The 24,407-nt window shown below is 72.6% G+C and carries 18 protein-coding genes; 8 read left to right on the top strand and 10 right to left on the bottom strand.

Translation table 11 applies throughout. The annotated features are described in order from the left end of the window. Positions 1 to 13: 13 nt before the first annotated feature. Together ACGF5O_RS00135 and ACGF5O_RS00140 are read right to left on the bottom strand one after the other, a co-directional pair. Positions 14 to 448, bottom strand: a complete 435-nt coding sequence (locus tag ACGF5O_RS00135) for a roadblock/LC7 domain-containing protein (protein WP_393807654.1) — start codon at positions 446 to 448, stop codon at positions 14 to 16. Beyond that, positions 445 to 3,105: a nitrate- and nitrite sensing domain-containing protein gene (locus tag ACGF5O_RS00140; protein WP_393807655.1), complete on the bottom strand. Its 2,661-nt coding sequence runs from the start codon at positions 3,103 to 3,105 to the stop codon at positions 445 to 447. The genes ACGF5O_RS00135 and ACGF5O_RS00140 overlap by 4 nt, the downstream gene beginning before the upstream one ends. A 473-nt stretch (positions 3,106 to 3,578) precedes the next feature. On the opposite strand from ACGF5O_RS00140, the gene ACGF5O_RS00145 reads away from it, so the two are divergent. Beyond that, positions 3,579 to 3,971: a DUF485 domain-containing protein gene (locus ACGF5O_RS00145; RefSeq protein WP_393807656.1), complete on the top strand. Its 393-nt coding sequence runs from the start codon at positions 3,579 to 3,581 to the stop codon at positions 3,969 to 3,971. Next, positions 3,968 to 5,563, top strand: coding sequence for a cation acetate symporter (locus tag ACGF5O_RS00150; RefSeq protein ID WP_393807657.1), 1,596 nt, complete (start codon positions 3,968 to 3,970; stop codon positions 5,561 to 5,563). The genes ACGF5O_RS00145 and ACGF5O_RS00150 overlap by 4 nt, the downstream gene beginning before the upstream one ends. A gap of 69 nt (positions 5,564 to 5,632) precedes the next feature. Here the strand turns inward: ACGF5O_RS00150 and ACGF5O_RS00155 are convergent, their stop codons facing one another. Both ACGF5O_RS00155 and ACGF5O_RS00160 read right to left on the bottom strand, forming a co-directional pair. Then, complete coding sequence (locus tag ACGF5O_RS00155) at positions 5,633 to 5,968, bottom strand: hypothetical protein (protein ID WP_393807658.1); 336 nt, start codon at positions 5,966 to 5,968, stop codon at positions 5,633 to 5,635. 61 nt (positions 5,969 to 6,029) lie between these two features. After that, complete coding sequence (locus ACGF5O_RS00160; RefSeq protein WP_393807659.1) at positions 6,030 to 6,383, bottom strand: hypothetical protein; 354 nt, start codon at positions 6,381 to 6,383, stop codon at positions 6,030 to 6,032. Between the two features lie 243 nt (positions 6,384 to 6,626). Between ACGF5O_RS00160 and ACGF5O_RS00165 the strand changes: the two genes are divergently transcribed. Both ACGF5O_RS00165 and ACGF5O_RS00170 read left to right on the top strand, forming a co-directional pair. Continuing rightward, positions 6,627 to 7,598, top strand: coding sequence for an alpha/beta hydrolase family protein (locus ACGF5O_RS00165; protein ID WP_393807660.1), 972 nt, complete (start codon positions 6,627 to 6,629; stop codon positions 7,596 to 7,598). Positions 7,599 to 7,763: 165 nt separating this feature from the next. Next, the gene (locus ACGF5O_RS00170; protein ID WP_393807661.1) at positions 7,764 to 8,861 is read left to right on the top strand and encodes a helix-turn-helix domain-containing protein; all 1,098 of its coding nucleotides are present in this window, start codon (positions 7,764 to 7,766) and stop codon (positions 8,859 to 8,861) included. 61 nt (positions 8,862 to 8,922) lie between these two features. Here ACGF5O_RS00170 and ACGF5O_RS00175 read toward each other — a convergent pair whose 3' ends face one another. From ACGF5O_RS00175 to ACGF5O_RS00185, 3 genes are read right to left on the bottom strand one after another with little or no spacing between them, the layout of a single operon-like run. Continuing rightward, a complete protein-coding gene (locus tag ACGF5O_RS00175; protein ID WP_393807662.1) occupies positions 8,923 to 9,672 on the bottom strand; it encodes a D-Ala-D-Ala carboxypeptidase family metallohydrolase in 750 nt (249 codons plus the stop codon). Between the two features lie 47 nt (positions 9,673 to 9,719). Next, positions 9,720 to 10,145 (bottom strand): hypothetical protein, encoded by a 426-nt coding sequence (locus ACGF5O_RS00180; protein WP_393807663.1) that lies wholly within the window; start codon positions 10,143 to 10,145, stop codon positions 9,720 to 9,722. Positions 10,146 to 10,169: 24 nt separating this feature from the next. Beyond that, on the bottom strand, positions 10,170 to 11,888 hold the full coding sequence (locus tag ACGF5O_RS00185; RefSeq protein WP_393807664.1) for a GH25 family lysozyme: 1,719 nt from the start codon (positions 11,886 to 11,888) through the stop codon (positions 10,170 to 10,172). A 338-nt stretch (positions 11,889 to 12,226) separates the two neighbouring features. Between ACGF5O_RS00185 and ACGF5O_RS00190 the strand changes: the two genes are divergently transcribed. Then, positions 12,227 to 14,113: a hypothetical protein gene (locus ACGF5O_RS00190; RefSeq protein ID WP_393807665.1), complete on the top strand. Its 1,887-nt coding sequence runs from the start codon at positions 12,227 to 12,229 to the stop codon at positions 14,111 to 14,113. 155 nt (positions 14,114 to 14,268) lie between these two features. Beyond that, on the top strand, positions 14,269 to 15,069 hold the full coding sequence (locus ACGF5O_RS00195) for a hypothetical protein (protein ID WP_393807666.1): 801 nt from the start codon (positions 14,269 to 14,271) through the stop codon (positions 15,067 to 15,069). Between the two features lie 111 nt (positions 15,070 to 15,180). Here the strand turns inward: ACGF5O_RS00195 and ACGF5O_RS00200 are convergent, their stop codons facing one another. Then, complete coding sequence (locus ACGF5O_RS00200) at positions 15,181 to 16,806, bottom strand: protease pro-enzyme activation domain-containing protein (protein ID WP_393807667.1); 1,626 nt, start codon at positions 16,804 to 16,806, stop codon at positions 15,181 to 15,183. A gap of 127 nt (positions 16,807 to 16,933) precedes the next feature. Continuing rightward, a complete protein-coding gene (locus ACGF5O_RS00205; protein WP_393807668.1) occupies positions 16,934 to 20,137 on the bottom strand; it encodes an AAA family ATPase in 3,204 nt (1,067 codons plus the stop codon). A gap of 196 nt (positions 20,138 to 20,333) precedes the next feature. On the opposite strand from ACGF5O_RS00205, the gene ACGF5O_RS00210 reads away from it, so the two are divergent. After that, positions 20,334 to 21,653: an alpha/beta hydrolase gene (locus ACGF5O_RS00210; protein ID WP_393807669.1), complete on the top strand. Its 1,320-nt coding sequence runs from the start codon at positions 20,334 to 20,336 to the stop codon at positions 21,651 to 21,653. Positions 21,654 to 21,738: 85 nt separating this feature from the next. Further along, positions 21,739 to 22,356, top strand: a complete 618-nt coding sequence (locus ACGF5O_RS00215) for a DJ-1/PfpI family protein (RefSeq protein WP_393807670.1) — start codon at positions 21,739 to 21,741, stop codon at positions 22,354 to 22,356. A gap of 94 nt (positions 22,357 to 22,450) precedes the next feature. Here the strand turns inward: ACGF5O_RS00215 and ACGF5O_RS00220 are convergent, their stop codons facing one another. After that, positions 22,451 to 24,190 carry a dolichyl-phosphate-mannose--protein mannosyltransferase gene (locus tag ACGF5O_RS00220; protein WP_393807671.1) on the bottom strand — a complete coding sequence of 580 codons (1,740 nt, stop codon included), beginning with the start codon at positions 24,188 to 24,190 and terminating at the stop codon, positions 22,451 to 22,453. Between the last annotated feature and the right edge of the window lie 217 nt (positions 24,191 to 24,407).

Raw genomic sequence — 24,407 nt, forward strand, 5'->3', positions numbered from 1 at the left:
CTCCTCGTCCGGGCTATCGGGCCGCGGCCTGCTGGAACTGCTGCAACTCGGTACGGAGTTCCGGAGTCAGCATCTCGCCGACCTGGTCGACGAGCACGGTCATCTCGTAGGCGATCTGCCCGATCTCGCAGTCCGGGGCAGCCAGGGCGACCAGACAGGAACCGTCCCGGATCGACATCATCAGCATGTTGCCGTGCTCCATCTGGACCACGGTGCGCAGCGCGTTCCCCGTGTCCATGCAGTGGGCCGCACCCTGGATCAGGCTGATGGCACCCGCCGCGACGGTGGAGAGCTGCTCGGCACGGTCGCCCGCCAACTGGTCCGACGCGGTGAGCAACAGTCCGTCGGCCGAGATCACCACGGCGTGCGCCACATGGGGAACGCGCTGGGTGAAGTTGGTGACCAGCCATCCGAACTGGCTCACCTCCGGGGAGTGGGGTGCTGTCATGGGTTCTTCCTGCCCGTCGCCGATGGATTGTGCGTCTCGTCGGGCGAGGTCCGACGGATGCCCGACTGGTAGCTGCTGAGGAAACTCTGGGCCCGCCCGGCCTTCGAGCCCGCGGCCGTCGCGTCCCCGTCCTCGGTGGCGGACCGCTCGGGCCCGGCCGCCGGAGCGGACCGGGTACGCGGAACCCTGCGAGGCAACCCGGCCTGCGTGAGGCCGCCCGACCGGCCCGGCTTGTTCGCGCCGTGCCCGTTCGCGTCGTCCCCCGCCTGGCCTGTCGGCTCGACGTCGGGGGAGAGGGCGGGGGACGGCGGGACGGGTGCGGGCTCCGTCGCCGCGGGAACGGTGAACCATGACGGGGCTGCGGGTTTCCGGGGCGCGTCCCCCTCGGCCGAGACGGGGCCCGGGACCGGCGTCACCGCGGGGACGGCCGTCGGCCGTCGTGGCAGGCCTGACGCCGTGTCACCGGTGTCCTTCCGGCCGCCCCGGGTCCGTACCGGAAGCGCGGCGGCGGGGTGTGCGGACTCGGCGCCGGGCCCGTCCGTGCGGCCCGCCGACGCAGGCGCCGACGCCGACGCCGACGCAGGCGCCGACGCCGACGCCGACGCAGGCGCCGACGCCGACGCCGACGCAGGCGCCGACGCCGACGCCGACGCAGGCGCCGACGCAGGCGCCGGCTCCGTGACCAGCTTCGCCGGTACCCGTACCCGTGCCCGCAGTCCCCTGACACCCGGCTGCGAGCTGAGGTCGACGGCGATGCCGTGCCGGGCGGACAGGCGGCCGACCACGAGCAGGCCCAGCTGCCGGGACGCGCGCGTGTCCGTGTCCGTGCCCGTCGCCACCCGCCGGTTGGACCTGGCGAGGTCCGCGGCGCTCATCCCGATCCCCTCGTCCTGGATCCCGATCAGCAGCGAGCCGTCGCGTTCCAGGGCGCCGGTGACGACCACCTGGGTGTGCGGCGGGGAGAACGTGGTGGCGTTGTCGAGCAGTTCGGCGACGAGCCGCCCCAGGTCACCGGCCGCGTACCCGATCACGTCGACCGCGGGGCCGGGCTGGACGAGCACCCGCCGGTAGTGCTCGATCTCGGAGACCGCACCCCGCAGGACGGTGTCCACCGCCGCACTGTGGGACGAGCGCACCAGTGTGCTGCCGCACAGGACCATCATGTTCTCGTTGTTGCGCCGCATCCGCGTGGCCAGGTGGTCGAGCGTGAAGAGGCTGGCCAGTTGCTCCGGGTCCTCCTCGTGCCGTTCGAGCTGTTCCATCAGCCGCAGCAGACGGTCCACCAGGCTCTGGCTGCGCCGGGAGAGGTTGACCAGGGTGTCCCTGAGGTCACCGCGGAGCGCGGCCTGCTCGGCCGCCAGCCGCACCGCCTCGGCGTGCACCGTGTCGAACGCTCTGGCGAGCTGGCCGAACTCCTCCGTGGTGTGCACCGGCACGACGTCGACGACGGTCTTCGCCTTGCGCCCCTCGCGCATGCTCTCGACCGCGGCGGGCAGCCGGTGCTCCGCCACGTCGAGCGCGGTCGAGCGCAGGACGGTCAGCGACCGCAGCAGATGCCGGCCGATCCCGAGACCGATGGCGAGGGCGAGCAGCAGCACCGCGAAGAGGATGACGGACGCCAGCCCCGCCTGGTCGCTCGTCCGGTCCTGCATCCTGGCCGACGTGGTGCGCATGGTGCGCAGGAAGCCGTCCGCCGCCTTGTCGACGAGAGCGCCGGTGGTCTCCGAGTCGCGGTTCCAGCTGTCGACCGGGACATGCAGGGCCGTGGCGGCGTTCCCCTGCGCTCCCGCCCCCGCTCCCGACGCCAGGGGCACGGCCAGTACGGCGCGCACCACCTGGGCGCGCCGGTCGACGGCGGGGCCGGTGATCGTCCGCCGGTAGTCGCCCAGTTCCGCGGGGGTGGCCACGGCCCGGAAGGCGGCGAGTCTGTCCCGCAGGCGCAGGTCCGCCTCATGCAACGCCTTGACGAGCGTCAGGGTCGTCGGCCGGCCCCGGCCGGTTGCCTGCAGCAGGATCGCGTGTTCGAGGTGGATCTGCTCCTCGACCCCCTCCAGGCTGTACAACGCGGTGGCCGACCGGGTGAGTTCCGGGGTGGCGAACCCGCTGACGAGTGCCTGGTCCAGATCGAGCAGCCCCGTGATGATCGTGCCGTAGTCGTCGAGCGCGGTCCAGGAGCCGATACTGCCCGCCGCCACCTGTGTGCGCAGGGCGGGCAGGCGGTCCAGGAGGCCGACGGCGTCCCGGTAACGGTGCGCCGCGACGCCGGTGAGGGAGACGCTCTGCTTCCTCGTGCGGGCGACGGCCGTACGGGCGCTGTCGACACTGCGCGTCTGCTGCCGCAGGCCGGCGGGATCGTCGACGTCGCCCGTGCTGTCGGCGCTCAACTGTTCGACGGACATGGTGCGTTCCATCTGCAGGGCTTCCAGCAGCGTCCGCAGCTGACCACGCATCCTGACCAGGCGTTGCAGGTCCGCGTAGGAGTTGGCGCGGGTGACGTCGTCATGGATCTGCACGACGCCCAGACCGACGGCGAGCAGGGCGGGTACGACCAGAACCGCCGTCAGTTTCACGAGGAGCCGCCAGTTCCGCCACTGCACGACGGAAGCCCACAGCGAGGGTCGTACCGAACGCGTGGTCGCATGCCCTGTGGCGGTCACGATATGAACTCCGTGCTCGGAACAGCTTGCTTGCAGAACCCTGTCACGATGGTGTTCTCTCCCGGGTGCCCGCACGCTGTGTCCCGATCTGTCAACTGCTGTGGAACCGAGGCGAGCTTAGGGCAGCGGGCAAACGGCAACAATGGCGTTCCCCGGCCCTGCCGCCGGCGAATCAAACCGTTACCCACATGTCCTCCAGATTTCGTGGGCCGGTCGGCGACCCCGTGCGGCCATGGTTCGTTCCGGTAACCGCCGGGCAAAAAGACGATCAAACCGCGTTCGGTTCGCGACTGCCCAGGGCATCGAAACCCGAGTCGTGGGGTGTTGGTTGACGGTACGCGGTATCTCACTACACTCTCCACCGCCCGGGGGCCACGGTTTGCTGCTTCCCCTCGCTCGTCGCAGGAGCAGCCGTGTGCCCTCCTGCCCGAATCCCCGGGACCATCCCAGGAACATCCCCAGGAACGAGGAACGTGATCAGACCGGCAGGGGTGCCCGCCTCCGAAGTGTCCGAGCGGCCTGCCGGGCGGGAGTTCACCGGGCTCCGTGAGGACGGCGAGCCCGACTACTCCGCGATTCACCAGAGCGAGGAGTTCGTCCGGCTGCGCCGGCGGCTCCGGTTGTTCGTCTTCCCGATGAGCGCTCTCTTCTTCTGCTGGTACATGACGTTCGCTCTGCTTTCCGCCTACGCCCACGGGTTCATGAGTCGCAAGGTGGCGGGCGAAATCAACATGGGCACCGTTCTCGGCCTGCTGCAGTTCGCGTCGACGATCGCGATCGTCCTGGCGTACCGGCGTTTCGCCAGGAAGAAGTTCGATCCGGAAGTGGACAGGATCCACGAGCTGGTGGGAGGTGACGGGGAATGACACGGCAGATCGCCGCCGACCCGACGGGCAGCCCGACGCTCAATCTGAGCGTGTTCCTGATTTTCGTCGTCATCACTCTGTTCGTGGTCTACCGGGTCACCAACAGAAACCAGACGGCATCCGACTACTACGCGGCCGGCAGCGCCTTCACCGGTGTGCAGAACGGCATCGCGATGTCCGGGGACTTCCTCTCCGCGGCCTCCTTCCTGGGAATCTCCGGGGCGATCGCCGTCCACGGTTACGACGGATTCCTCTACTCCGTCGGATGGCTCGTCGCCTGGCTGGTCGCCCTTCTGCTCATCGGCGAGAGGCTGCGCAACACCGGACGGTTCACCGTGGGCGACGTGATGGCCTTCCGCATGCGGCAGCGCCCCGTGCGGGCCGCGGCGGCCAACGCGACCCTGGTGATCACGTTCTTCTACATGCTCGCCCAGATGGCCGGCGCCGGCGGGCTGGTCGCCCTGCTGCTCGACGTGCACACCAGGGGCGGACAGGCCCTCCTCATCACCGGCGTGGGCGTCGTCATGCTCCTCTATGTGCTGGTGGGCGGGATGAAGGGCACCACCTGGGTGCAGATCATCAAGGCCGGCCTGCTCCTGGTCTGCGTGACCTTCATCAGCGTCTTCATCATCGGCAAGTTCGGATTCAGCTTCTCGGCACTGCTCGAACAGGCCACGCGGAACAGCCCGTTGGGCGAGCGGCTGCTGGAACCGGGCAGTCTGTACGGCCACAACGCGACGAGCCGGCTCGACTTCGTGTCGCTGGCCCTGGCACTGGTCCTGGGCATCTCCAGCCTGCCGCACGTGCTGATGCGCTTCTACACCGTGCCCGACGCCAAGGAGGCGCGCAGGTCGGTGGTGTGGTGCTCCTGGTCGATGTTCACGTTCTACCTGGGCATCCTGGTGGTCGGTTACGGCGCCACCGCCCTGGTCGGTTCCGACGCGATCGTGCACGCACCGGGCGGGGAGAACTCCGCGGCGCCCCTGCTCGCCTTCCGCATCGGCGGGGTCGTGCTCCTGGGAGTCGTCTCGGCGGTGGCCTTCGCGACGATCCTGGCGGTCGTGGCCGGTCTGACCCTGGCCGCTTCGGCTTCGTTCGCCCACGACGTCTACGCCAACGTGATTCGGCGCGGCAAGGCCGATCCCCGGTCCGAGATCAGGGTCGCCCGGCTGACGGCGGTCGTGGTCGGTCTGCTGGCCATCGTCGGCGGCATCGTGGCCGACGGCCAGAACGTCGCCTTCCTCGTCTCGCTGGCCCTGGCGCTCGCCGCGTCCGCCAATCTGCCGACGATGCTCTACACGCTGTACTGGAAACGCTTCAACACGTCGGGGACGCTGTGGAGCATCTACGGCGGCCTGGTGTCCTGCCTGGTGCTCATCGTCTTCTCGCCGGCGGTCTCCGGTACCCCCACGTCGATCGTCAAGAGCGTCGACTTCCACTGCTTCCCGCTCATGAATCCCGGCGTCGTGTCGATTCCGCTCTCGTTCGTGTGCGGATACCTCGGCACCGTGCTCAGCAGGCGTCCCGCGGACCCGGACAAGCAGGCGGAGATGGAGGTCCGGGCGCTGACCGGAATCGGCGCCCGGCTGTAACCGGTCACGACAGGACCGGCGGCACTCCGCCTCCGGAGGTCCGTGCAGGTCCGCGGGCGGGCGGTGGCGTCAGACGACCTCGCCCGCCTCGCCCTTCCTGCCCCGGTGCCCTCTCTTTCCGTTGTGGCCGTCCGTCCCGTCTCTCCCGTCGGCTCCTTCTCTCCCTTCCCGCCCGGGCCTGCCGTTCTTGCCCGGCGGGCCGGAGGGGCCGCGCGGGCCGGGGGGACCGGAGGGGCCGGGCGGGCCGGAGGGGCCGGGGTCGGAGTAGTAGCCCTGGAGGTCGATGTTCTGCGTCCACATGTCATCGATCTGCATCTGATGGACGACGAGCGCGGCCGACTGCGCGACGAGCGCCGTGGCCACCACGGTGCCGAGCACCAGGGGGCGCCACGGTCTGCGCAGCATGTCTCTTACGTTTCTCACAGTGTCCTCACGCTGTGTGACGGTGAAGGGGTGGTCCTGGGGTTCAGCGGGTGCTGGTCGGGTTCGGAGTGGCGACGGCGTTCTGCCCGTCCTTGCCGTCCTTGCCGTCCTTCCCGTCCTTGCCCTGCCTCCCGTCGAGTCCGTTGGTGCCGTTCTGGCCGTCCTGTCCGTCCTTGCCGTCCTTGCCGTCCGAGCCGGCCGGGCCGACGGGACCGGACGGACCGACGGGACCGGGCGGACCGGACGGGCCGACCTCGACCTGGTGTCCCTGGAGGTCCATGTGCTGTGCCCGTAGGGAGTCGATCTCCGAGTCCTGGGCGAAGAGTGCGGCGGTCTGTACGACGAGCGCGGTGATCAACGCCGCGCGGAGAACAAAGGGACGCTGTGATCGCAGCATTTCGTTTACGCTTCTCACTTTATTCCTCACGCTGTGTGACGGCGAAAGTGTAGAGGCGGAGGCGCCGAAGAAGGCGGATCTTCGCGTGGAGTGTCTGTCCCGGGGCGCCGTCGCCGGGTTCCCGACGATGCCGCTTGACAAAACGGGACGCTGTTCCGGATAGTAATCGGGACAGTGTCCCGTTTATCCGGCCGTGCTCGGAGACAGCCGGACGCAGCCGGACACAGAAGGGAAACGCTTCTCATGAGTGCAACCGCCGACACCGATACCGGCACCGCCGTCTTCGGCCCGCCCGCTCCCGTCCTCTCGTACAGCCCGGTGACCCTGTCCGTGCCCGGGCGGCCCGTGGACCTCCAGGTCCGTGTCTCCGTGCCCGCGACCGGGGCCGGTCTGCCCGTCGTCCTGCTCTCCCACGGGCACGGCGGCTCGAACAACCTCTCGTCGCTGAACGGGTACGCGCCCCTCGCCAACCTCTGGGCGGCCGCGGGGTTCGCCGTCGTCCAGCCGACCCACCTCAGCTCGCGGACCCTGGCCGGGCGGCTCGCCGAGGCGCCGGGAGCCCCCTTCTTCTGGCGTTCGCGCGCCGAGGACATGAGCCATGTCCTCGACCGGCTCGACGAGATCGAGAAGACCGTGCCGCAGCTCGCCGGGCGCCTCGACCGCGACCGGATCGCGGTCGCCGGGCACTCGCTCGGCGGCCACACCGCGAGCATGCTGCTGGGTGCCCGGACCACCGACCCCGGCACCGGGGCGGAAGTGGATCTGCGCGAGCCCCGGATCAAGGCGGGCGTGCTGCTCGCCGCGCCCGGCAGGGGCGGTGACGTGCTGAATGGATGGATGGCCGAGAAGGTGCCGTTCTTCCACGGCACCGACTTCTCCACGATGACCGCACCCGCCCTGGTCGTCGCCGGCGACAAGGACGACTCCCCACACTTCACCGACATCGGCCCCGACTGGCACGCCGACCCCTACCGCCTCGCCCCCGCCCCCAAGACCCTGCTCACCCTGTTCGGCGCCGAGCACCTGCTCGGCGGCATATCGGGATACGACGCCGACGAAACCACCGACGAGAGCCCCGAGCGCGTCGCCGCCCTCGGCCACCTCACCGCGGCCTACCTGCGCACCCAGCTCCGGTCCGACCCCTACGCCTGGCAGAAGGCGTGCGAGGCGCTGACGACCGGAACCGCCCCGGCGGGACGGGTCGAGTGCAAGTAGGACGCAGGGGGGTGCGACAAGCGGGCGGGTTTGTTTGACGGCTTGTCAAATACAGTCAAGAAAAAGGTCGTTGGCAGTCATGCCAGGGCAACGGAAGGACCCACGCGCTCCTTTCCCGCGGTGTAGCTTCTACCCGTCAGTAGAGGCTTGAGCAACGGGGGACGTGTGGTTGCCTCTCCGCATACCGAGAAGTTCGCCGCCCGTCTTCGGATGCTGAAGGACCGCAGTGGCCGGGGATACGACCGCCTCGGCAAGGAGGCGGGCGTCAGCGGTTCCAGCCTGCATCGGTACTGCTCCGGCCTCAGCGTCCCGGTGGACTACCGCGTGGTGCACGCCTTCGCCAAGGTGTGCGGCGCCGACGCGGAGGAACTCCGCGAACTCCACCGGCTGTGGGCGCTGGCGGACACCGACCGGGATGCGGCGGCGGCAGGCGAGGCGAGCGCGCCGGAAGGCGTGCGGGCCGACACCGCCGTACCGGACGACCTCCCCCCGCCCGGGACCGGCGTCGCCCCGCCGGAGCCTCGGCGACCGCGGTGGTTCCGGGTGCCCGAGAAGCTGTCCCCCCGGGGCGCGGTCCTGGCCGCCGTGGTCGCGGTGGCGCTGGTGGCCGGCTTCGTGTGGCTGCCCGGCAGCACTCCTGACGGTGCCGCGTCGGCCTCCGGTGACAGGCTGCTGGACTCCCCGGCGTGCAAGACCGTGAGCATGGGACAGCACGACGCCTGCGTGCGCGAGGTCCAGACACTGCTGGCGCGGGCGAAGGGCAGGCTCGCCGTCGACGGCGACTTCGGGCCGGAGACCCTGCGCAGGGTCACCGCGTTCCAGGTGCTGGCGGGGCTGCCGGCCACCAACGTGGTCGACGACGCCACCAAGAAGGCCCTCTACGCGCACAAGGTGAGCATGACGACCTGGTCGCCGGCCAGGGTGGCGGAGCGGGTCCGTGAGGTGTTCACCGAGGATCCCGGCACCGCCGTGGCCGTCGCCCGGTGCGCGTCGTTCCTCGACCCGCTGTACGTGCTGCCGAACACCAACGGCAGCCGCAACTGGGGCGTGTTCCAGATCTCCGACGCCCGGTTGCAGGACCTCGACGGCACACCGCTGCGGGCGTTCGACCCGGACTGGAACATCAGGGCGGCCCACCGGCTGTGGAGCGTCCGGCACGACTTCCACGACTGGCCCTCCTGCGAGGCGGCGCTGAAGAGCACCCCCAGCGGCACCCCCAGCGGCACACCCCGCAGCACACCGAAGAGCACCCCGGCGGGCTGAAGCCCGGAGCTCCGGGTACCGAAGCGGCGGTACCCGGAGCTCCGCTCCCCCGGAAGCGGTGTCAGACCGTGCCGTCCTCCCACCACCAGTCACGGCCCAGGTCGGCCCGGCTGTCGACGTGCTGGTGGTCGACGGTGTACGTCTCCAGGCCGGAGAACCCGCAGGTCTCCGCCTTCTGGTAGACGGTCTTGGTGGCCACCCCGGGCACGTCGAGGTCGGCCGCGGTGCCGTACAGGTGCATGCTGTCGCTGGCCCCGCCGATCTCGGCGTTGTGCGCGATGCTGCGGAAGCCGGAGTTGACCGTGATCGGCTTGTCGCCCAGCTTCTTGCGCAGCGCCTCCAGCTTGTACATGCAGCGCCGGACGTTCTCCTTCACCTGCGACGCGCTCAGCTTGCCGCCGTTGAAGGTGCCGTCCGACTGGTTCACGAACTCGCTCCAGTTGAAGTGGAGCGTGGAACCGTCCGACTGCTCCAGGGAGTTGAGCTTCGCCTGGGTGTTGGGACCGACCTCGGCGTCGGCGCTGAGACCGTACGCCGCCTGGAACCGGCGTACGGCGGCTGCCGTACCGGAGCCGAAGTCCCCGTCGATGCTCACCCGGCTGTGGCTCGCGCTGTCCGCGGCCCAGCCCGCGATCCGGATCTGCAGTTCGGTCACGTCGGCGCCGGTGGCGCCCTGGGTCAGGGTGCGCGACCACGCGTAGGCCTGGGCGGTGCCCGAGAACAGCAGCTGGCCGAAGGCTATGCCGGCGCCGGCGGCCAGCGTGCCGCGCAGCATGGTCCGACGGTCCAGGGGACGGGAGGAAGAGGTCATGGTCGTCCTTTCGGGTCGAGCTTCGGAGAAGGGGGCGGGAGGAGGGGTCAGTACGCGATCTGGAACGTCACGTTCTGCGCGTCGGTGTCGTAGGCGTGCACACGCAGGACGAAGTGGGTGCCGTCCTTGACGTCGGTGGCGACGGTTCCCCACTCGGTACCGTGCGTGGTGTACGCGTCACCGTTGTTGCACTGGGTGGTGTGGTCGACGAACACCACGCAAGCGTCCAGGTAAACGCCCGGTTCGTCCGTGATGAGCCGCAGGTTGATGTCGTTGCACCGCGAGGACGTGGTGTAGGTGCCGTACTCCTTCGCGGCCGCCTGGTAGTGGTAGGTCAGGGTCTTCGCGCCGCCGTAGCAGCTGGTGGCGGCGGCCGAGGCGGCCGACGTCCGGGCCGAGGCGGGCGCGACGCCCACGGCCAGCAGCGCGGCCGTGGTGAACAGGGCCGAGGCGAGCGTTCTGTTGCGGATCATGGTGGTCTCCCTGTGGCCGGGGGGTCAGAAGGCGATCTGGATGGTGGCCGAACTGCCTTCCAGGTCAACGCCGTTGGGCACGGTGAACTTGGTCCCGTCCAGGACGTCGGTGGCGATGGTCGTCCAGCTCCAGCCGACCTTGGTCCAGCGGTTGCAGACGCCGGTCTTCTCGAACTTCACGCAGGCGACGACGTACTCCGCGTCGCCTCCGACGACGCGCATGTTGATGTCGGCGCAGCGGCTCGTGGTCCGGTACGGGCCGAAGTCGAGGACCTCCCCGTAGTGCACCGTGACCGCTCCGCCGTAGCAGGTCGTCGCGGCGGTGCGGGCCGTGACGGCCGAGGTGGCCGAGGCGGTGGTGAGGCCGGTCGTGACGCCGGTGGTCCGGTTGGCCAGGCGGTCCAGGTCGGCCTGGGTGCCGTTGAACACGTCGCCGGTCGCCGGGGCCTTGATGCCCGGGAACAGCGCGGCGTCGGTGTACTGCCACATCGTCCAGGTCGTCGAGCCGTTCGGCACCGGCGGCTGGGTGATCGACTGGCGGTAGTCCGCGAGTTGCATCGGATACCGGGCGAACGCGGTGGTCGAGCCCAGGCAGTCGTCCAGGAAGGACTTCTGCGTGTAGATGATCGGCGTCCGCCCGAAGGCCGCCTCCACCTTGTCCAGCCAGGCCTTGGCGTCGGCCACCGTGCCGTAGACGGGACAGCGTCCGGTGCCGTCGTCCATGCGCTCCAGGTCGAACACCGGCGGCAGGTCGCCCGCGCGCTGCCCGGTGTAGCCGGTCGCCCGTACCGCGGCGATGAACCGGTCGGCCTGCGCGGCCCCCGTGTCGGCCGCCGAGCCCGTGTAGAAGTGGTAGGGCGCGACGGCGAGTCCCGCCGCCCGGGCCGCCGGCAGGTCGGTGGCGAGGTACTCGTCGGTGACGTTCAGGCCGCGGGTGGCCTTGATCGTCGCGAACTCGACCCCCGAGGCCTTCACGGCCTTCCAGTCGATCGGCGCGCCGCCCGGGTGCTGGTACTTGGCGGTGTCCAGGCCGTCGACCGGGTAGCCGGCCGGGCGCGGTGGCGTGCAGTACGCGTTACGGCCGGACCAGTCCACCAGCTTCGCCCAGGTGTTGGGGCCCACCACGCCGTCGGCGCTGAGACCCGCGCAGTGCTGGAGCTCGGTCACCCGGCTCTCGGTGCCGCCCCCGAAGGCGCCGTCGATGGTCAGCGGCGGGTAGTGGAACGGCTCCATGGCCAGGTTCAGCCGGCACTGCACCTCCTTGACCTCGACGCCGTTCGCGCCGTTGCGCAGCGTCGGGCGGGTGTCGGTGTGCCCGCACACCGCCGCCTGCGCCGTGGCCGACGTGCCCTGGGTCGCGCAGGTGTGCGGCTGGGCGGCCCAGGTGTTCAGCGCCGCCCAGGTCTGCGGGCCGAGCACACCGTCCACGCCCAGCCCGGCGCACGCCTGGAACTCCTTGACCCGCGTCTCGGTCGCCGGGCCGAACGAACCGTCCGCCGCGATCGGCGTGTACCGGCTCGGCTTCGTCGCGAGGTCGAGTTCGCACTGCGCCTCGACCGTCGGATCCCCCGTCGATCCCCGCTGCAGCGTGGGCTGTTCGCTCGTGTGCCCGCACACCGCGACCGCGGTGGCGGCTGTGGCGGTCGCCGCGGCCTGGGCCGCGTGCACCGCCGTGGGTCCGTACAGGGGCAGGACCGCTGCCACGGCGAGGGTCAGGCCCCGCAGTAGCGTCCTCCGTCCCATCTGTGTTCCCCCTCATGTGAGTTGGCCGGGAGGCCCCGGCCCGGTCATGCTGGCAGCGGTGGTCCCGCGGGCCGGATCCCCTCGCCCGGATCGGGACGCCGGGACGGTCCCACGGCGGTGACCTGCTGGGACGGACGCCCGCTGGGACGGGCGTGGGACACGGCCGGAGGCGGGGACGGGCGGCCGCCCCCACCGGCCGGCCGCCGCACGGGCCGAGCCGCGTCCCCCAACGGCTTTGACGGTCAACGAGGTTGGCAGGCGTGACCGCCCCACCGGTCGGGTAGCAACGTCCTGCTTCGCAGCCGCGTGCGGGGACGTGTGTGAAGGGGGATCACAGGGTGTCGGACGACGGCCCGCCGGACGGCTGGGAGGCGCACGAGCGACGGCTGTGGGAGGCGTACCGGCGGGGCGAGTGGTGCGCGGACGTGCCGGAGGTGCGGGCCGAGGCCCTGCGCTGGCTGCTGGTCGCCGCGCCCCGCCCCGTGCCCGGGCGGCTGGCCCGGCTCCGGCTGCGCGGCGCCCGGATCACCGGCACCCTGGACCTGGCCGAGGCGGTCGTCCAGGGCGCGATACGCCTCGACTCCTGCCGTTTCGACGAGGTGCCCTGCTTCGACGGCGGGCAGTTCGGGGTGCTCCAGCTGAAGGACTGCGCCCTGCCCGGGCTGAGCGCGGCCGGCGCGCGGGTCGGCCAGGAGTGCGAGTTCGTGGGCTGCGCCTTCGACGGCACCCTGAACCTCCGCTCCCTGACCGTCGGCACGCATCTGCTGCTCGACCACTCGACCGTGCACGCGCCCGACGGCTCGGCGGCCGTCGAGGCGCAGTCGCTCGCCGTCGAGGAACACCTCTCGGCAACCGGCCTGGTGTGCACCGGGCCGGTCCGGCTCATGAGCTCCCGGGTGCAGGACACCCTCGGCTTCCGCGGCGCCCGGCTCCAGGGCGAGCGGGCCTGCCTCCAGGCCCCCGAACTGACCGTGGGCGGCGGCCTCTACCTCGACCGGGGCTTCGCAGGCGACGGGGGGATCAACCTCTACGGCGCCTCGATCGGCGGTTCCCTGCATCTGGAGGACGCCACCCTGACCGGCCCGGACGCACAAGGCTCGGACCCCGCCCTGCAGTTGCTCTGCGCCTCGGTCGGCGGCGACATCCAGGCCGGCTCAGGGCTCGCGGTGCACGGCAGCGTCGACATGCGGGACACCGCGGTGCGGGGCAGCGTCGTGCTGCGGCGGGCCCGGCTGCACCACCCGGCCGGCACCGCGCTGAGGGCCCACCGGCTGCATGTCGGCGGCGACCTCGACTGCCGGGACGGCTTCGTCGCGCAGGGCACCGTGGACCTCTGCGACGCCCGGGTCGGCGGCTCGGCCCTCTTCGAGGGCGCCGAGCTGGCCGGCCACGCGGGGGCTGCCGCTCTGCGGGCCAACGGCATAGAGGTGGGCGCGGAGTTCAACTGCAGCGAAGGCCTGACCGCGCACGGCCGGATCTCCCTGAGCAGCATCACCGTACGGGCCAGGCTCTCTTTCGAGAACGCCCTGCTGGACGTCCCGGCGGGGGAGCGGGCCCTGATCTGCCGGCGGTCCGCGGCCGCCGAGCTGACCCTGAAGCCCCGCGAGGCACCGCAGGGCATCGTCGACCTCAGCCACACCCGGGTCGGCGTGCTCCGCGACGACCCGGCCGGCTGGCCCCGCGCACTGGTCCTGGAGGGCCTCGCCTACGACAGCACCAAACCGGTGCTGCCCGGGCACCGCCGGCTGACCTGGCTCGACCGCGACCCGGCCGGCTTCGCCCCGCAGCCCTACGAGCAACTCGCCGCCAACTACCGGCGCCACGGCCGGGACGCCGACGCCCGCCGCGTCCTGCTCGCCAAGCAGCGCCGCAGACGCACCACCCTGGCCTGGCCCGCCCGGGTCTGGAGCCTCCTGCAGGACCTCACCGTCGGCTACGGGTACCGGCCGCTGCGCGCGGTGCTGCTGCTCGCCCTCTGCTTCACCGTCGGCACCGTGCTGTTCGCGACCTGGCCGCCGCTGCCCTACGGCGACGGCACGCCTCCTGATTTCCAGCCCGCCGTGTACACCCTCGACCTGCTGCTGCCGGTGGTCGACTTCGGGCAGGAGCGGTCGTACAGCTCCCACGGCGCCATGCAGTGGGTGGTGGTCGTCCTGGTGAGCGTGGGCTGGGTCCTCGCGAGCACGGTGGTGGCGGGGGCCAACCGGGTCCTGCGCAGATCCTGACCCGGGGCGGCGCGGCGGGCTCCGGCCGGGCGTTCGTGAACACAGTGGGAAGAGCCGGGCAACTGTGGACGGCTCTCGCATGTCCAACCGGTGTGACGCAGCATCAGGACCCGCCGTACGGAGGCGGCGGGCCGTCGATCCCGAGAGGGGATTCCATGCGCATCCGCCCGGCCGTCGCCGCCGTGTCCCTTGCCACCGGCCTTTCCGCCCTCGCCGCGTCGGTGGCGCCGACCGCCGCGTCGGCCGCGGACCGGGCCGCGCCGAGCGACACGGTGTTCACGCACGTCGTCGTCGACGGGGGCAAGGACATCGTCCTCGGCCTCACCACGAAGAAGACCGTCACCATCACCTGGACGGCCACCGACCCGGACGGCGTCGCCGCGTCCTGGGCCTACCTGTGGCACGGCCCGAACACCGACGACGCCGACGGCATCCTGCCGCTGTACCCGCCGCCGGGCACGTGCACGGTGTCGGCCGCCGACCCCACCACCTCCACCTGCAGGGCGAGCTTCGCCGTGGACGCCGCGCGGGACCTCGACCACAACGCTCTCGCCGGCACCTGGAAGGTGCTCGCCGGAGCCCAGGACCGCACCGACGACTGGACGGAGATCGACGCCGCGGGCACGGCCCGGGTCGAGCGGCTGGGCAAGGTCACGGTGAACGCCTCGCCCGAGCCGGTGAAGAAGGGCAGGACTGTCACCGTCACCGGCAGGCTGACCCGCGCGAACTGGGAGAGCGGCGGCTACACCGGCTACCAGGGGCAGTCCGTCAAGCTGCAGTTCCGCAAGAAGGGCAGCTCCACCTACACCACCCTGAAGACCGTCACCAGCGGCGGCGCCGGAGCGCTGCGGACCACCACCGAGGCCAAGACCGACGGGTACTTCCGGTTCGTCTTCGCCGGCACCGCCACCACCGGCCCGGCCACGGCGGCCGGTGACTTCGTCGACGTCGGGTGAGAGACGTCGGGCGAGAGACGTCAGGCGAGAACGGCGGCCGCCCCCGCGCGGGCCGGGAGTGGTCCCGGTCCGCGCGGGGGCGGTGCGTTGTTCGACGTGCGGCGTGCGGTGTCAGCCGAGGAGCTTCGTCGCCAGCGTCGAGGCGTTGTACGAGCCCCAGCCGGTGGTGAAGTCCCAGCCGGTGGCCGCGGAGTAGGCGCCGTTGCTGCCGCTGGTGATGTCGTGGAAGCCGGTGCCGCTCGCCGCGTAGAGCGCGGGGTTGGCGAAGCCGAGGTTGGCCTTGCCGGCCGCCGCGGCCTGCTGGTTGTAGAGGGCCGCGAACGCCGCCCACTCGGGGGCCGCCGCGCTGGTGCCGCCGACCGAGGACCAGGAGCCCTGCGAGTAGATGGAGACACCGGGGCTCGGGTTGGCGTGCGCCGAGACGTCCGGGACCTGGCGGTAGCCGCCGCCCGCGCTCTTCTGGACGGCCGTCTGCCAGCTCGGGATCTTGAAGACGGTGGACTTGCCGCCACCGCCGCCGGACCAGGCCACCTCCTTGCTGAAGGCGTTGGCGGAGGTGACGGTCAGCTTGGTGCCGCCGACGCCCGTGACGTACGGGTCGCTGGCCGGGTAGTCGACGGAGGTGCCGCCGTCGCCCGCGTCGTCGGAGCCGTCGTCGCCGGAGGCCGCGTAGAAGCCGAGGCCCTCGGCGGCGCCCGCCTTGAAGACCGCGTCCACCGCGTTGATGTTGGAGGTGGTGCGCGCGGACTCCGCGGCGCCCCAGCTGATCGAGGTGGTCGGGATGCCGCTGTCGACGATCGCCTGGTACGTGTCGACCTCGCCGGCGTCCGAGTTGGGGCCCTCGAAGACCGTCACGTTCGCCTTCGGGGCGATCGCGTGCAGCACCTCGATGTCCAGCTCGACCTCGACCTGGCCGTCACCGAGCGCGCCGGAGCCGCCGTCCACCTTGGACACGGTCGGGGTGGGCGAGCCCAGGCTGTAGTTGGTGTCGTACTTGGTGATGTTGGACTGCTGGAAGCCGTCGAACTCCAGCAGCGCGATCTTCTGACCGCTGCCGGTGTACGTGCCGGAGACGTTGTAGCCGCCCTTGAGCTGGGCCGGGGTGTAGCCGCCGCCGGGGCCGTTGTGCGGGACGACGGTGTGCGGGGTCGCCTGGTGGTGCAGCTGGACGCGGTTGTTGAGGCCGGCCACGTCGCTGACGATGGCGGCGAGGGAGGACGGGAGCGTCGGCGCGCTGTCGTTGGCGTAGAAGGAGCGGCCGGACGTGGCGTCCTTCCAGGTCGACAGCCGGGTGCCGAACGCCTTCTGCAGCTGGGCCGCGGTGCCGCTCGCGTCGACCAGCAGGTTGCCGGAGTGCACCTTGCCGACGGTGACGCCCTGCGAACGCAGGTACTCCTTCAGCTGCTTGACCTCGGCGTCGGTCCGGCCGAAGCGGGCCGCGAACTGGCCCTTCGTCAGGTAGTGGCCGTAGGCGGCCGAGTGCGGGTCGCTGACCTTCGCGATGAAGGTGTCCAGGGCGCTGCCGCCTCTGGGCGTCAGGCTGATCGCCACCGATATGCGCTTGCCCGAGGCGACCTCGCCGGTGCGGGACGCGTCGTGCTTCAGGCCGGGCAGGACGTCCCCGGCGACGGCGGCACGGGCGGTGTGCGGGGCGTCGGCCGCGTAGGCGGCGGGGACGACCGCCGTGATCAGCGCCGGCGCGGCGACCAGACCGAGCAGTTTCAGGCGTGACTTCACCGAAGTTCCTCCGGAGAGTGGGGGGTGGGGAGTGTTCCGGAAGCGGAACGGGATCACCGTAGGAACTCCGGCGCCACCCCCGTAAGCGGGGGAACCCTTGCGTTACGTGTTAACTGCCGATGTCATGTCAACGGCGTGTGTCGAGCGGGCGGGGGAGCCGGGCCCGCGCCGCCTGACTTACCGTCACCGTCTGCGCGGCAGGCGCGGGTTGGTCGTCGTCCCCGGTGTCCACCGCCGCGCAGGAGGCGATGACGGCGACCGCCATGGCGTGCGCCAGCGCGGTGCGGGAGCGGACGCCGACCTTGCGGTAGACCCGGGACAGCGTGCCCTCCACCGTCTTGACGCTGATGAACAGTTCGGCGGCGACCTCCCTGTTGGTCGCCCCGCCGCCGACCAGTTCGGCGATCCGCGCCTCCGTGGGAGTCAGGTCGGGGCCGGCCGCGCCCGTCTCGGCGCCGCGCTCCCCGGCCGCCAGCCGGGCCAGTTCGTCCCTGGCCCGGGCGGCGAGCGGGGCCGCGCCGATCCGGGTCGCCGTCTCCAGGGCCTCGGCGAGCGCCTGCCGGGCCGCGTTGCGGCGGCGGGCGCGGCGCTCGACCGCGCCGAGCGCGATCAGGGTGCGGACCAGTTCGACGGGGAGCGGCAGCGGGCGCAGCCGGTCGACGGCGGCGTGCAGCCGTACCGCGCCCTCCCTGGCCCGGCCGATCCCCGCCTCGCGCAGCCCCTCCGCCCGGTCCAGTGCCGCGAGGACACTGCCGGGCGCGCCGTCCCGCACCCGGGCGCGGGCGTCGTGGAGCACCGCTCCGGCCGCCTCGGTCTCGCCGAGCACGACCAGGGCCTCGGCCAGGTCGCCGTACCAGTGCAGCAGCGGCGGGTCGGCGGCGCACATCGCCTCGCCGAGTTCGCGGACGCGTTGCAGCGCCTCGACGGCCGCAGCCGCTCCGCGCGGATCGCCGCCGAGCAGTTCGGCCTGGCCGAGTACCGCGAGGGCGCGCAGCAGGAACAGGCGGTCGCCGTCGGCCTCCGAGGCGCGGACCGCCTGCGCGGCCAGGTGGCGGGCCTCCTCTGGAGTGCCGCCGGTGGTCGCGGCGAGGGCCGCCGCGTAGAGGGCGGGGGCCGCCCCGGCCAGGGCGCGTGAGCAGCGGGCCGCGGTGCGCAGGGCCTCGCGGCAGTGGCCGGCGCGTACCTGGATCCGGGTCAGCGCCACCAGGGTCGCGACGGTGTCCTCGGCGCCGGCCGCCTCGCCGGTCGCGGCGAGCAGCGGGACGACCTGGTCGCGGGCTTCGGTCACCCGGTCCGAGTCCAGGGCGAGGATCGCCCGCATCCGGATCAGCCGCCGACTCTCCGGACCGTTGCGCTCCGCTGGGGGTGCCGGGACAGGCCGTGTGCCGGGTGCGGCGCCGTTGTGGCTGGTTGCGCTCACGCGGCGGTAGCCGCATGTCGGACAGGGCCCCGCGCCCCTTGGGGGCGTTGCCGGGGCGCTGTTGGCTTCGGGTGCGGCGCCGTCGTGGTTGTTCGCGCCCACGCGGCGGTAGCCGCATGCCGGACAGGGCCCCGCGCCCCTTGGGGGCGTTGCCGGGGCGCTGTTGGCTTCGGGTGCGGCGCCGTTGTGGCTGGTTGCGCCCACGCGGCGGTAGCCGCATGCCGGACAGGGCCCCGCGCCCCTTTGGGGCGCGGGCGGACCGTCGGAGTGGCTCAGTAGGGTCAGGGCCTCTGTCAGGGCGGTGTCGGCGGTGAGGGGGTCGCCGGCGAGGGAGCGTACTCGGGCCAGGGTGGCGAGGGCGTCGATTCTGGTGCCGGTGTCGCCGGCCGCGGCGGCCTGCCGTGCGGCTCGGCGGGCGTGGCCGGCCGCCTCGGTCAACTCCCCGCACAGCAGGCCCCGTACGGCGGCCCAGTGGTGCAGCCGGGCCTCGGCGCGCGGATCGCCGGCCGCGTCGCGCAGGCCGTCCGCGATCAGGTCCTCTGCACCCTCCAGCGCCTGCCCGGCGCCGCGCAGCAGGACCAGTCGGGCCTGTACCCGCTGTGCCGCCGAGCCCGACCGGGCGAGTACCGCCCCGGCGGCCTCGCCCGCCTCCTCGGTGCGCCCGGCGTCGCAGGCGTACTCGGCGGCGGCCAGCAGCCGTTCGGCACGGTCCGCCGGGTGGCGGGCCGGGGTGCGGCGGGCGGCGAGGGCGGCCAGTTCGAAGGCGGTGCCGGGGGCGCCGTCGTGGCGGGCGGAGCCGGCCGCCGCCATCAGGGTGCGGGCGGTGTCCTCGTCCTCGTACGGCTGGGCGAGCGCGAGATGGCGGGCCCGCTCCACCGGCTCGGGCACCGCGCGGGCCAGCAGCGCGTGCGCCTGCCGCCGCCCGTGCTCGGAGGCGTCGGCGTGCACGGCCGCCCGCAGCACGGGGTGGTGGAAGCGGACGATCCCGTCGGCGTCGGCCGTCGCGATGCCGAGGTGTTCCGCCTCCGCGAGGTCCGCGGCCGGGTCCGGGAGCCCGGCGGCGCGCAGCAGGGTGAGGCTGGGGCGGGCGGCGGCGCTCGCGACGAGGAGGGTGCGCCGCACCGGCTCCGGCAGTGCACGGGCCCGCTCCAGCAGGAGGGTGCGCAGTCCCGGCGGCACCGGTGGCAGGGCATCGGACCCGGCGGACGGCGGGGCGTGCCGGGCGGCGCGTCCCAACTCCCGAGCGTAGTAAGGGTTTCCGGCGGCGGTCCGCTGGATCGCCCGGAGCAGGGCCGGGGGCGGGTCGGCGCCGAGGTCGGTGCGGACCAGGTGGGCGGTCTCGCCGTCGGTCAGGGGTGGCACGGGGAGTTCGACGGTGCCCGGCGGGCAGCAGTGCAGCCGCTCGGGCCGGCCGCCGTCCGGCACCCGCTCGGCGGCGAGCATCCGGATGCCGGGGGCGTCGAGGCGTCGTACGGCGAAGGCGAGGACCTGGGCGGTCGGTTCGTCGAGCCACTGGAGGCCGTCGACGACCAGGACGACGGGAGTTGCGGCGGCCAGGGCGCGCAGCGCGTCGAGGACGGCGACCCGCACGGCGAGCAGGCCGCGGTCGTCCGCCGGTCCGCCGCCGCGCAGCAGGGCCGCCCGCAGCGCCGCCCGGGGCTCCGCCGGCAGGTTCTCCAGGTGGCTCTCCGGGACCCGCGCGAACAGGTCGACGAGCCCCGCGAAGGGCAGCCGGGCGTCCGCCTCGGCGGGCGAGCAGTGCAGGACGGTCCCGGCGGCCGGGTCCGCCGCGAGAGCCGCCACGAGCGCGGACTTGCCGATGCCGGCGGGGCCGTGGAGGAGCAGTCCGGGGCGGTCCGCCGCCTGGACCCGGGCGGCGTCGAGAAGCGCTCGGCGCCCGGTCAGTTGCATGTGTTCATGACAACCTCCGGTGATCCGGTGTGTCAATGACATCCGTCACCTCCCGGCGGCGGTCCCCCTGCCCGACATGGCGTAACAGGTCATGTCTTCCTCCTGAATCCCTCGTTACGGAACGCGGAAGGCTCTTCCGCCCTCCTCCTGTGCGGAAGCAACGGGGAACGGGCAGGGAAAACAGGGACTGAGTGACATGGGTTTGACCAGTCGAACGACCGTATACGCGCTGGCGGCGCTGGCCGCCCTGTGTGTGGCGCTGCTGGTCTGGCTGTGGCCGCGGTTCGCCAGGCCGGGGCTGTGGCAGGTGCTGGGGCGGCTGGGGGCCGTCGCGGTGACGCAGGTGACGATCGTCGCGGCGTTCGCCTGCGCGGTGAACTCGTCGTACCAGTTCTTCGGCTCCTGGAACGAGCTGCTCGGCAACGTCGACACCGCTCCGGTCGGCGTCACCCAGGCGGCCGGCGGGAACGGCGGCGGCTCGGTGAACGGCATCAGCAGCGTGCACGGGGCGTCGCTCGTCCAGGCCGCAGGGGACCAGCAGTTGAGCCGGGTGAGCGGGCTGCCGAGCGGGCCCGCCGCGACCGTCGGCCGGGTGGAGTCGGTGAAGATCATCGGCCGCCGCACCGGCGTCGTCGACCCGGCCTTCGTCTACCTCCCGCCGCAGTACTTCCAGAAGGCGTACCAGCGCATGCGGTTCCCGGTGGTCGTCGCGCTCAGCGGCTATCCGGGCAGCATCTACAACCTCGCCCAGCACCTGCGCGTCTCGCAGACCGCCGGCGAACTCCAGCGCAAGGGCCGGATGCAGCCGACGATCATTGTGATGATCCGGCCCACCATCGCCCCGCCGCGCGACACCGAGTGCGTGGACGTGCCCGGCGGACCGCAGACCGAGACGTTCCTGGCCAAGGACCTCCCGGACGCGATCAAGTCCGTCTACCGGGCCGGGCACGACGCGAGCTCCTGGGGCGTCATGGGGTACTCCTCGGGCGGCAGCTGCGCCCTCCAGCTCACCATGCGCGACCCCGGCGTCTACACCACGGCCGCAGCCCTGTCGCCCGACTACCGGGTCAAGGACGACCCCACCACCGGCAACCTCTTCGGCAGCGGCCCCGGCCGCCAGGCCCGGATCGACGGCCACGACCTGATGTGGCGGCTGAAGCACCTGCCCGTGCCCCAGGTCTCGGTCCTGGTCGCCAACAGCAAGCACGGCGAGAAGGGCTACGCCCAGACCGAGGCCTTCATCAAGGCCGTCCGGGCACCCATGCGGGTCGTCTCCATCCTCCCCGAGAACGGCAGCCACAACTTCCCCACCTGGGTACGGGAGATGCCCGCCGCCCTGACGTGGATGAACGGGCAGCTGACCTTCCCCCAGGACGTCGTGCCCCGGCACCGCGCCGGGAAGCCGGCGCCCGCGGCACCGGCCGCGCCCGGCCCGAGCCCCACCGCGCGCCACGGCCACGGCTCGGTCCGCGCGGAGGGCCCGGAGCCCAGCCCCACGGCCACGGTGCGCCGCTGAGCGGCCGGGCCGGCGCATCGCGGCGACCGCGGACGAGCCCGTACAGTGGGCGGCCGGTACCGGACCAGGAGGGCAGGGAGCAGCGATGCAGGTAGCAGTGGTCACTTTCGACGGGTTCAACGAACTCGACTCCTTCATCGCCGCCGCGCTGGTCAACCGGTGCCGCGACCGCGGCCTCCAGGCGTTCATCACGACGCCCACGCCGGCCGTCACGTCCAGGAACGGCGTCGAGGTGACCGGGCAGCGGCCGCTGGAGTTCGTGGCCGAGGCCGATGTCGTGCTGGTCGGCAGCGGGGTGCGGACCCGGGACGTCGTCGCCGACGACCGGCTGGTCTCCCGGCTGTCGCTCGACCCCGGGCGCCAGCTGATCGGCGCGCAGTGCTCCGGGGCCCTCGTGCTGGCCCGGCTCGGCCTGCTGGACGGCCGGCCCGCGTGCACGGACACGGCCAGCCGGCCCTTCGTTGAGGCCTGCGGGGTCACCGTGCTGGACGCGCCGTTCCACAGCGAGGGGAACATCGCCACCGCCGGCGGCTGCATGGCCTCGCAGTATCTCGGCGCCTGGGTGATCTCCCGGACCCTCGGCGACGAGGCCATGCGCGAGGTCATCGACTACACGGCACCCGTCGGCGAGAAGCAGGAGACCGTCGACCGCGTCCTGCGCGCCGTCCGCGCGGGCGAGACGGCGCCCGCGGCACTGCGCTGAGCGCCGGAGCAGGCACTGCGCCCGAGCCCCGGAGCCGGCTCGCGCCCGAGCGCCGGAGCCGGCTCGGGCCTGAGCGCCGGAGCCGGTTCGCGCCTCAGATCCAGGTGTCCAGCCACATCCGGGACTGCCAGTCGCTGTAGGGAATCGTCTGCCCGGTGTAGATCGGGTAGAAGTAGACGAAGTTCCAGGCGATGAGGAGCACCAGCACCCCGGCCGCCACCGCGCCCCGCAGCCGCCGCCGCTGCGTCGCGCCCGGCGGACCGAGCAGGGCCCCGATCATCATCGCCACGGCCAGGCACAGGTACGGCACGAAGACCACGGCGTAGAAGGAGAAGACCGTGCGGTCCTGGTACAGGAACCAGGGGAGGTAACCCGCCGCCACCGCGCAGAGGATCGCGCCGGCCCGCCAGTCGCGGCGCAGCGCCCACCGGTAGAGCAGGTAGGCGAGGGCGAAGCAGGCCGACCACCACAGCATCGGGGTGCCCAGGGCGAGGACCGTGCGGGTGCAGGCGGTCGCGGTGGAGCAGCCGTCCTGGCCGGGCTGCGGGGAGTCGTAGGCGAACAGCACGGGACGGCCGAGGACCAGCCAGCTCCACGGGTTCGACTGGTACTTGTGCGGCGTGTGCAGGCCCACGTTGAACTGGTACACCAGGTACTCGTAGTGCCAGAAGCTGCGCAGCGGCGCCGGTATCCACGACCAGGTGCCGCCGCGGCCGTCCGCCCAGTGCCGGCCCCAGCCGTCGTCGGACAGGAACCAGCCGGTCCAGGACAGCAGGTACGTCAGGAGCGCGGTCGGGACGAGGGCGAGGACCGACCGGCCGAGGTCGCGGCGCAGGACCGCCCGGTACGGGTGGCGGGCCCCGGCGACACGGCGGGCGCCGACGTCCCACAGCAGCGTCAGGGCCACGAAGAAGACGAGGACGTACAGGCCGTTCCACTTGGTGGAGGCCGCGAGGCCCAGGAGGACGCCGGCCGCGAGGCGCCAGGGCCGGCGGCCCGTCCCGGCCCGGTCGCCGGTGTCGGCGTCCGGGCGCACCCGGCCCGCCGCGTCGGCCGGCAGGGCCGCCGCCAGCCGGGCCCGGGCCCGGTCCCGGTCGATCAGCAGGCAGCCGAAGGCGGCCAGCACGAAGAACATGACGACGAGGTCGAGCAGGGCGGTGCGGCTCATCACCAGGTGCAGGCCGTCGATCGCCAGCAGCGCCCCGGCCAGGCAGCCCAGGAACGTCGAACGGAACAGGCGGCGGCCGGTGCGGCACAGCATGAACACCGACAGGGTGCCCAGGGCCGCCGTCATGAAGCGCCACCCGACGGGGTCGAGGCCGAACAGCCACTCGCCGACGGCGATCACCCACTTGCCGGTCGGCGGGTGCGCGACGAAGGAGCCGGTGTCGGAGAGGGAGATCACCTGGGGGTGCGCCAGGATCTGCGGGTCGGCGATCTTGCGGTCCGGCCAGGTGCCCTCGTACCCGAGGTGCAGCAGTGCCCAGGCGTCCTTGGCGTAGTACGTCTCGTCGAAGACGAGGTCCCGCGGCCGGCCGAGGTGCCAGAAGCGGAGCACGCCCGCCAGGGCGGCGACCAGCAGCGGGCCCAGCCACTCCGTCGCCCGCGCGAGCCGCTGCGCCCGGGCCGGGCCGAGGCCCAGGAGCCGCCAGGGGCGGGTGGCGGGCTCGGGGAAGGGCGGGACCAGGCGTTCCCGGACACCGGCGGGCGTGCCGGTGCCCCCGGCCCTCGCCCCGTGGCCGAACCGGCGCAGCCGGTCCTGCCATCCGGGGGGCTCCGGCGCCGGACGTATGCCGTCGAGGTCGTGGGAACGCGTCGCGCTGCTGTTCGTCACCGGACGACCTTAGGCCGTGCCCGTATCCGGTCGCGAAGCGGTGGCCGGGCAGCGGGTTCCGTGCCGGTGATTGACCGTACCGGGGTGGCCACGCCCAAGGCCTGGGCCATACCCTGGACCCAGGGCTACGGCACCCGGACGGCCTTGCAACGGAAGGGAGTTGGGAGGCACGGGAGTCGTGAACGGGGGACGCTTGTTCAGTGTGAGAAACGGCGGC

The sequence above is a fragment of the Streptomyces sp. NPDC048291 genome (assembly GCF_043201715.1).
Classification (GTDB): domain Bacteria; phylum Actinomycetota; class Actinomycetes; order Streptomycetales; family Streptomycetaceae; genus Streptomyces.